Source organism: Deinococcus pimensis DSM 21231, assembly GCF_000519345.1.
Classification (GTDB): domain Bacteria; phylum Deinococcota; class Deinococci; order Deinococcales; family Deinococcaceae; genus Deinococcus_A; species Deinococcus_A pimensis.
This window is the reverse complement of the sequence record NZ_KI912635.1, coordinates 2,989-11,085: the sequence shown is the minus strand read 5'-3', so window position 1 is coordinate 11,085 and position 8,097 is coordinate 2,989. Positions and strand designations below refer to the sequence as shown.

General features: G+C 70.3%; 8 protein-coding genes. 4 read left to right on the top strand and 4 right to left on the bottom strand.

The window, feature by feature from the left end:
• Positions 1-966: VanW family protein (locus DEIPI_RS29270; RefSeq protein WP_045233832.1), on the top strand; the 966-nt coding region annotated here is incomplete at its 5' end.
• Positions 967-1,022: 56 nt separating this feature from the next.
• Here the strand turns inward: DEIPI_RS29270 and DEIPI_RS0107100 are convergent.
• Positions 1,023-2,384: an acyl-CoA dehydrogenase family protein gene (locus DEIPI_RS0107100; protein ID WP_027481315.1), complete on the bottom strand. Its 1,362-nt coding sequence runs from the start codon at positions 2,382-2,384 to the stop codon at positions 1,023-1,025.
• A gap of 104 nt (positions 2,385-2,488) precedes the next feature.
• Between DEIPI_RS0107100 and DEIPI_RS0107095 the strand changes: the two genes are divergently transcribed.
• Entirely contained in the window at positions 2,489-2,980 is a 492-nt protein-coding gene (locus DEIPI_RS0107095; RefSeq protein WP_027481314.1) for a hypothetical protein, read from the top strand.
• 126 nt (positions 2,981-3,106) lie between these two features.
• On the opposite strand, the gene DEIPI_RS0107090 is transcribed toward DEIPI_RS0107095, so the two are convergent.
• Positions 3,107-3,298 (bottom strand): hypothetical protein, encoded by a 192-nt coding sequence (locus tag DEIPI_RS0107090; protein WP_027481313.1) that lies wholly within the window; start codon positions 3,296-3,298, stop codon positions 3,107-3,109.
• Between the two features lie 293 nt (positions 3,299-3,591).
• Between DEIPI_RS0107090 and acnA the strand changes: the two genes are divergently transcribed.
• Entirely contained in the window at positions 3,592-6,318 is a 2,727-nt protein-coding gene (acnA, locus tag DEIPI_RS29265; protein ID WP_045233869.1) for an aconitate hydratase AcnA, read from the top strand.
• A 96-nt stretch (positions 6,319-6,414) separates the two neighbouring features.
• Positions 6,415-6,831, top strand: coding sequence for a hypothetical protein (locus DEIPI_RS0107080; protein ID WP_027481312.1), 417 nt, complete (start codon positions 6,415-6,417; stop codon positions 6,829-6,831).
• Between the two features lie 30 nt (positions 6,832-6,861).
• Here the strand turns inward: DEIPI_RS0107080 and DEIPI_RS0107075 are convergent, their stop codons facing one another.
• Complete coding sequence (locus DEIPI_RS0107075; protein WP_027481311.1) at positions 6,862-7,125, bottom strand: hypothetical protein; 264 nt, start codon at positions 7,123-7,125, stop codon at positions 6,862-6,864.
• 68 nt (positions 7,126-7,193) lie between these two features.
• On the bottom strand, positions 7,194-8,097 hold a 904-nt coding region (locus tag DEIPI_RS29260), incomplete at its 5' end, for an enolase C-terminal domain-like protein (protein WP_045233868.1).

Genomic DNA, 8,097 nt, shown 5'->3' with positions numbered 1-8,097 from the left:
GACGCGCGCTACGTCGCCCGCGCCGGGAAGCTCGTCCCGGTGCCCGAGCAGACCGGTCAGCGCGTGAACCGCGACGAGGCGATCCGCGCCCTCGGCGAGGCCGTCACGCGGCCCGACGTGCGCGCGGTCACCCTTCCCGTCGAGACGGACGTGCCCGGAGTCACGGTCGCCACGCTCCCCGATCCCGACGGGCTCAAGCTCATCGCGGTGGGCCGCAGCACCTACCTCGGCTCGCGCGCCGAGCGCGCCACGAACGTCGCCGTGGCCGCCGCGAAGCTCAACGGCTTCGTCGTCCCGAAGGGAGGAGAGTTCTCCTTCCTGAACGCCATCGGACGCATCGACGCCGCCAGCGGCTTCCGCAGCGCCCTCGTCATCTCCGGCGGACGCACCGTGGAGGGCATCGGCGGGGGCGTCTGCCAGGTGTCCACCACCACCTTCCGCGCGCTGTACTCGGCGGGTCTGCCGGTCGTGGAGCGCAACCAGCACGCCTACCGCGTGCACTGGTACGATCCGCAGGTGGGCTTCGAGGCCGCCGTGTACGACCCCGGCGTGGACCTGCGCGTGAAGAACGACACGCCCGGCGCCCTGCTGATCCGCACGTACAACGACGCCCGGAGGGGCACGCTGGAGGTGCGTGTCTACGGCCGCCCCGCCCCGCGCACCGTCACGGTCTCCCCCGCCGTGATCCTCTCCCGGACGCCCGCGCCCGCGCCGCTCACCCTCGTCAACACGGCCCTGCGTCCCGGCCAGCGCCGTCAGGTCGACTGGGCCGCCGACGGCTACAACCTCTACATCACCCGCACCATCAGGGACGCGAGCGGCGTCCGCACGGAGCGCCTGAACACCAACTACAAGGCGTGGCGTGCCGTGTACGAGGTCGGCCCGAGCGCCACCCCCGCCGCGCCCGCCGCGTCGCGCGTGAAGAAGCCCGAGGCGGTGAAGCCCACCGTCAACCCGGGCGGCTGAGCTCCCGAGAAGCGGGCGGCCCGGAGCTCACGTCTCCGGGCCGCCCGCCTTCCAGGTCAGACGAACGCGCCGTGCCCCGTGATCGCGCGGCCCACCACGAGCGTGTTGATCTCGTTGGTGCCCTCGTAGCTGTAGATCGCCTCCGTGTCGCAGAAGAAGCGCGCCACCTCGTGGTCGAGCAGGATGCCGTTGCCGCCGTGCACCTCCCGCGCGAGCGCCACCGTCTCGCGGCAGCGCGCCGCCGTGAAGACCTTCGCGAGGCTGGCGTGCTCGTCGCGCATCGCGCCCGCGTCCTGCAGTTGCGAGAGGCGCAGGCACATCGTCTGCATCGCGGTCACGTTGCCGAGCATGTGCACCAGCAGGTTCTGCACGAGCTGGAAGTGCGAGATGGGCCGCCCGAACTGCTCGCGCCGCTGCGCGTACCGCAGCGCGCGCTCGTACGCCCCCGTGGCGCAGCCCACGCCCTGCCACGCGACGCCCGCGCGGGTGGCGCGCAGCACGTCCGCCGTGACGCGGAAGCTCGTGGCGTGCTGCAGACGGTCCGACTCCGGCACGCGGCAGTTCGTGAGGGTCACGTGGCCGTTCTCCACCATCCGCAGGGCGATCTTGCCCTCGATCTTGCGCACGCCGTACCCGGGGTTGTCCGTCCGGACGATGAAGCCCTTGACCTGATCGTCCGCGACGTCACGCGCCCAGACCACCACGAAGTCCGCGAAGGTGGCGTTCCCGATCCAGTACTTCTCGCCATTCAGGACCCAGGTGTCGCCGTCGCGGCGGCAGGTGGTGGTGAGGCCGCCCGCCGCCGCCGAGCCCACGCCGGGCTCCGTCAGGGCGAAGGCGCCCACGACGTCCATGTTCAGGATGCGCGGCACCCACTCCGCGCGCTGCTCCTCGCTGCCGCCCATCACGACCGACACCAGCGCGAGGCCCGAATGCACCCCGAAGAAGGTGGCGGTGGAGACGTCCACGCGCGCCATCTCCATCGTGACGATCCCCTCCGTGACGCTCGCGTCCGGGCGGCGCTCGGCGCGCTCGTCGTAGATCTCGCGGATGAGGTCCAGCGCCCGGAACTTGCCGATCAGCTCGCGTGGGAAGGTGTCACGGCTCCAGTACTCGTTCGCGATGGGCCGCACCTCCTCCTCCATGAAGCGCCGCACGCGCGCCTGCACGTCGCGCTGACGGTCGGTGAGGGTGGACGTGAGGTCGAAGAAGTCCGCGTTCACGGGCGGCGGTTCGGGCGCGGCGCGGCGGCCGTCGTCGTTCGAGACGAGCTTCGCGAGCTGACGCAGGCGCGTGTCGTCCAGCCGCGAGGCCGCGTCGAGCAGGGCGGGCAGGTCCACGCGCTCCGCGAGCCGCCCGAGCCGGGCGGGATCGAGACGCGCGAGCAGGGCGTCGAGGTCGGGCCGGGTGTTCGTCATGCCCCCGTCATACGCGCGGCGTCCGCGCGCGTGTGGGGGGAGGGTGACGGACTCAACGTTGCCTGAAGTCCCCGCGCGCGGGCGCGTCCCCGTACACTGGGCGCGTGTCCCGCCCGTCCGAGCCCCTCCCGGCGAAACCCGCCGGGTACCTGCACCTCGAGAGCTACAGTTCCCTGCGGCGCCTCTGGACCTTCCTCGACGCCGCCGAGCGCGCGGGACGGCGCGTCGTCGTGACACGCGGCGACACGGACGCCACCTGCCGCCGCCGCGTCGAGGGCTACGCCCTGAAGCCCGCCGGGGCCCTGCTGGACGTGCAGCGCGCCACGACGGAGCTCGACGAGGAGTTCGGCCTGCATCCGGCGCTCTTGGCGCTCGCGTCCGGGGACCCGGCGCCCCTCGTGCGGCTCCTCGACGAGACGTACGAGCTGCGCGCCACGTTCACGCTGGCCTTCACGCGCTCGCGTGACCTCGTGATGAAGCCGGACCTGCGCTACGTCCCGCTCGGTCCCGACGAGCTGGGCCTGAAACTCGTGCCGCGCCGACTGTCGCGCGACGAGCTGCGCTTCCTGCTGCACCGCGCGTGCGGGATGGCGTGAGGGCAGGTACGCACCGGGACGGCCCGGTGCTCATGCCTGGGGCGGTGACGCGTCTCTCCACTCATGGCTGCTTACGCACCGGGACGGCCCGGTGCTCATGCCTGGGGCGGTGACGCGTCTCTCCACTCATGGGTCGAGCTTCTCGTCCTCCGGTTCCCTGTTCTGATCGGTGACGTCCTCCCAGTAGTCCTCACCGCGCTCCTCGGGCAGCCTGTTCCGCGCGCCCCAGTTCTCGTTGTCCTGTACGCGTTCCTGCGGCACGTTGTCGCGCGACTCGCGGATCACGCCCGGCTCGTCCCGTCGTCCCTGGTCGGTCATGGTGGTCCTCCACTCCTGACCGTAGGAGGCGGCCCCGTCACCCGGACCACGCGAGGGTGAAGCCGCGTTCACCCTCGTACTGTCACCGCGCCAGTGACAACGCAGGTGGGGAGCGTCCCTCGCGCGCCGCGCTATGCTGTCCACAACGCTCCCGACCCCGGAGAGCCGCAAGCACTCCCGGCCAGGTGGCCGGACAAGCAGACCGCCCGAGGACGGCCCCGTCGGGGCCGCGCGGGCGGCGAGAAGGAGAGGACGACGTGGCGAAGAATCTGTTTGGTGCGCGTGAAACGCTGATGGAGCGCGCGGACGGCAAGGTCTACTACTACCGCCTGGACAAGCTCAGGGAACTCGGCTTCGATCCGGGCCGTCTGCCGTTCAGCATCAAGGTGCTGCTCGAGAGCGTCCTGCGCGAGGCGAACGACTACGACGTCACCCAGGACGACGTCCGCAACCTCGCCCAGTGGGGCAGCGAGGGCGTCGACATGAACGCCGAGGTGCCCTTCAAGCCCGCCCGCGTGATCCTGCAGGACTTCACGGGCGTGCCCGCCGTGGTGGACCTCGCCGCGATGCGCTCCGCGATGGTGAAGCTCGGCGGCGACCCCAAGAAGATCAACCCCCTCATCCCCGTGGACCTCGTCATCGACCACAGCGTGCAGGTCGACGAGTTCGGCACGGAGTTCGCCCTCGCGAACAACGTCGCCATCGAGTTCGAGCGCAACCGCGAGCGCTACGAGTTCCTCCGCTGGGGCCAGCAGGCCTTCGACAACTTCGGCGTGGTGCCGCCCGCGAGCGGCATCATCCACCAGGTCAACATCGAGTACCTCGCCAAGGGCGTCATGAGCCGCCCCGAGGACGACGGCGTCGTCGTGTACCCCGACTCGCTCGTCGGCACCGACAGCCACACCACCATGATCAACGGGCTCGGCATCGTCGGCTGGGGCGTCGGCGGCATCGAGGCGGAGGCCGTGATGCTCGGCCAGCCCATCTACATGCTCGTCCCGGAAGTCATCGGCTTCAAGGTGACGGGCGCGCTGCCCGAGGGCGCGACCGCCACGGACCTCGCGCTGACCGTCACGCAGATCCTGCGCGCCAACGACGTGGTCGGCAAGTTCGTGGAGTTCTTCGGGCCCGGCCTGAGCAACATGACCCTCCCGGACCGCGCGACCATCGCGAACATGGCGCCCGAGTACGGCGCGACGATGGGCTTCTTCCCCGTCGACGACGAGGCGCTGCGCTACCTGCGCCGCACGGGCCGTCTGGAGACCGAGATCGAACTCGTCGAGGCGTACTGCAAGGCGCAGGGCATGTTCCGCACGGACGAGACGCCCGACCCCGTCTTCACGAAGGTGCTGGAGCTCGACCTGTCCACGGTCGTCCCGAGCCTCGCGGGCCCGAAGCGTCCGCAGGACCGCGTGGCCCTCACGGACATGAAGTCCGTCTTCGAGGAGGCGCTCGTCGCGCCCGTGAAGGCGCGCGGCTTCGAGCTGCCGCAGGAGGCGCTGGGCGCCAGGGGCACCGTCGTGAACGAGAAGGGCGAGAGCGAGATCGGGCACGGCGCGGTCGTGCTGGCCTCCATCACGTCCTGCACGAACACCAGCAACCCCAGCGTCCTCATCGCGGCGGGTCTCGTCGCGAAGAAGGCCGTGGAGCGCGGCATCACCAGCAAGCCCTACGTGAAGACGAGCCTCGCGCCCGGCTCGCGCGTCGTGACGGAGTACCTCACGGCCGCCGGGCTGCAGGAGTACCTCGACAAGATCGGCTTCAACACGGTCGGGTACGGCTGCATGACCTGCATCGGCAACTCGGGTCCCCTCCCGGAGGAGGTCGTGAAGCCCATCGTGGAGGCCGACCTCGTCGCGGCGTCCGTGCTGTCGGGCAACCGCAACTTCGAGGGGCGCATCAACCCGTACATCAAGGCGAACTACCTCGCGAGCCCGCCCCTCGTGGTGGCGTACGCCCTCGCGGGCCGCGTGGACATGGACCTCGCGACGGAACCCCTCGGGATCGGCGCGGACGGTCAGCCGGTGTACCTGCGTGACGTGTGGCCCACCAACGCGGAGATCCAGGAGATCATGGACCGCGCCATCAACGCGGACATGTTCAAGAAGGTCTACGACGGCATCGAGCAGTCCAACGCCATGTGGAACGAGATTCCCGTCGCGGGCGGCGAGCAGTTCGAGTGGAAGGAAGACAGCACCTACATCCAGAACCCGCCCTTCTTCGACGAGCTCGGCGGCGAGATCAAGCCCATCACGAGCATCGAGGGCGCGCGTGTCCTCGTGAAGGTCGCGGACAGCGTCACGACGGACCACATCTCCCCCGCCGGGTCCTTCAAGGCGGACACGCCCGCCGGGAAGTTCCTCGTGGAGCGTGGCGTGCACCCCCGCGACTTCAACAGCTACGGCTCGCGCCGCGGCAACGACCGCATCATGACGCGCGGCACCTTCGCGAACATCCGCCTCAAGAACCAGCTCGCGCCCGGCACGGAGGGCGGCTTCACCACCAACTTCCTCGACGGCGAGGTCACCTCGATCTTCGAGGCGTCCGAGGCGTACAAGGCGGTGGGCGTTCCGCTCGTGGTCCTCGCGGGCAAGGACTACGGCATGGGGTCGAGCCGTGACTGGGCCGCGAAGGGCACCTTCCTGCTCGGCGTGAAGGCCGTCATCGCGGAGAGCTTCGAGCGCATCCACCGCAGCAACCTCGTCGGCATGGGCGTGCTGCCCCTGCAGTACGCGGCGGGTCAGAGCGCCGAGAGCCTCGGCCTCAGGGGCGACGAGACGTTCAGCATCGAACTCTCCGACGACCTGAGGCCCCGCCAGACCCTCACGGTGAAGGCCACGTCCGCGGACGGCACCGTGAACGAGTTCCAGGTGCGCTGCCGCATCGACACGCCCGTCGAGATCGACTACTACCGCAACGGCGGCATCCTGCAGACCGTGCTGCTCCAGCTCCTCAAGAGCGACCCGATGCGCGCCCAGAGCGCCGACAGCAACGACAACGGCAACGTCATCGAGGCGTAAAGTTCCCGAGGACGACATGTGGGCCCCCGCGCGTGCGGGGGCCTTCGTTGTGAAACAGTCCCCTGGTCCGGCCGCGTGCCTTCCTACCCTAAGGTCATGCCTTCCCGTCTGCTGCGTGGCCTGCTGATCGCGAACGTCGTGGTGCTAGTGTGCTTCGCGCCCCTGGCGGCGCTCGCCCTGATCACCCCGGCGGGGCTCGCCTTCGAGCTGCTGTCGCCCGGCGGGTCGTGGTCGGGGCGGCAGGCGTTCCTCTGGGCGCTCTCCTCGGTCGGCTCGGTCGTGTACGTCGTGGGCTGGGCGGCGGTCGTCGGGCTGTGGCGGGGGCGGACGTGGGCACCGCCCGTGTACCGGGCGGCCGTCCTGGGGTACCTGCTGGTGGTGCCCCTGCTGTTCGTGACCGTCTGGGTGGACGCGTCCCTGGCGCCGTACGTGGTGTTCGCGCTGCCCGCCGCGCTGTTCGTGTGGACGGCGGTGGTGGAGGCGCGCGAAATGCGGGAGCGCGCGAGGACGTGAATCCTCGCGCGCTTCGTGGTCCTCGCTGCGTTACTTCTTCTTGGCGAGGACGGGCGCGGCCTGCTGGAAGAAGAGCGCCATGAGGGTGCCGAGGCCGACGCCGTACACGGCGAGGACGCCGAAGAGGTTGAGGCTGGGGAAGTAGTGGTAGACGCCGGAGGCGAACACGAAGAGGAGCGTGAGGGCCCACAGGAGCTGGTCACGCTTCTCGGGACGCTGGAAGAAACCCCAGGTTCCGGCGATCAGGGCGAAGAGCAGGGGTCCGACCAGGGTGTTGAACATTTCGGCTTCCATCACGGCGCTCCTTATGTCCCCTACCCTAGCGAACTCCGGTGAAGAGTTCCAGAGTTTGCTCACACAGATCACTCATATTTCGATTCATTAAGACGACGGTCGTCCACACGGACGTCCCGCAGCGAATCCACGTCCAGGTCCCCGTCCTTCAGGGTAGGCACGCTCGTCGTGACGTCGCGCTCCACCCGCAGGAAGAAGCTCAGCTCGCAGGGCTCGTCCACCTCCGCGCGGCTCGCGATCAGGGCGGCATGGACGGTGCCGAGCGTCGTGGACGCCTGCGAGCCCACCATCACCCGCTTCCCGGCGCGCGCGGCGAGCTCCAGCATCCGCAGGCTGTCCGTGAAGCCCGTCCGGGCGGTCTTCACGTTGAGCACGTCGAAGGTGTCGAAGTCCAGCTCGCGCTCCAGATCGGGAACGGTGAAGCACGAGTCGTCCGCGACGATGGGCAGCACCCCCGCGCGGCGCAGGTCCGCGCGGGCGCGCAGCCGCCGCACGGGCAGGGGTTCCTCCACGTACAGCAGGCCAGCGTCCCGCATCGCGGCGAGCGCCGTGGGCGCGGAGTCCGGCGCGAGCGTCTCGTTGCTGTCCGCGTAGAGGTCCACGCCCGCCCCCGCGAACTCCCGCGAGAGCGCGTCGATGACACGCAGGTCCCGCGCGTGGTCGCGGCCCACCTTCACCTTGAAGACCCGCACGCCCGCCTCGAACACGCGCCGGGCCTCCGCGAGCATTGCGGCGGGCTCGTCGATGCCGAGAATGTACGACACGCGCACCCGCCGGTTCGGCCCGGCGAGCCGATCGTGGAGCGAGGTGCCCTCCACCGCCGCTCGCGCGTCCCAGAGCGCCATGTCGAGCGCGCCGCGCGCCGTGTGGTTGTTCGCGACGCTCCCCAGCACGGCCCGCAGCGCGGCCTCGTCGCGCACGTCGAGCCCCACGAGGGCGGGCGCGAGGTGCGCGACGATGGCGCGGACGCTT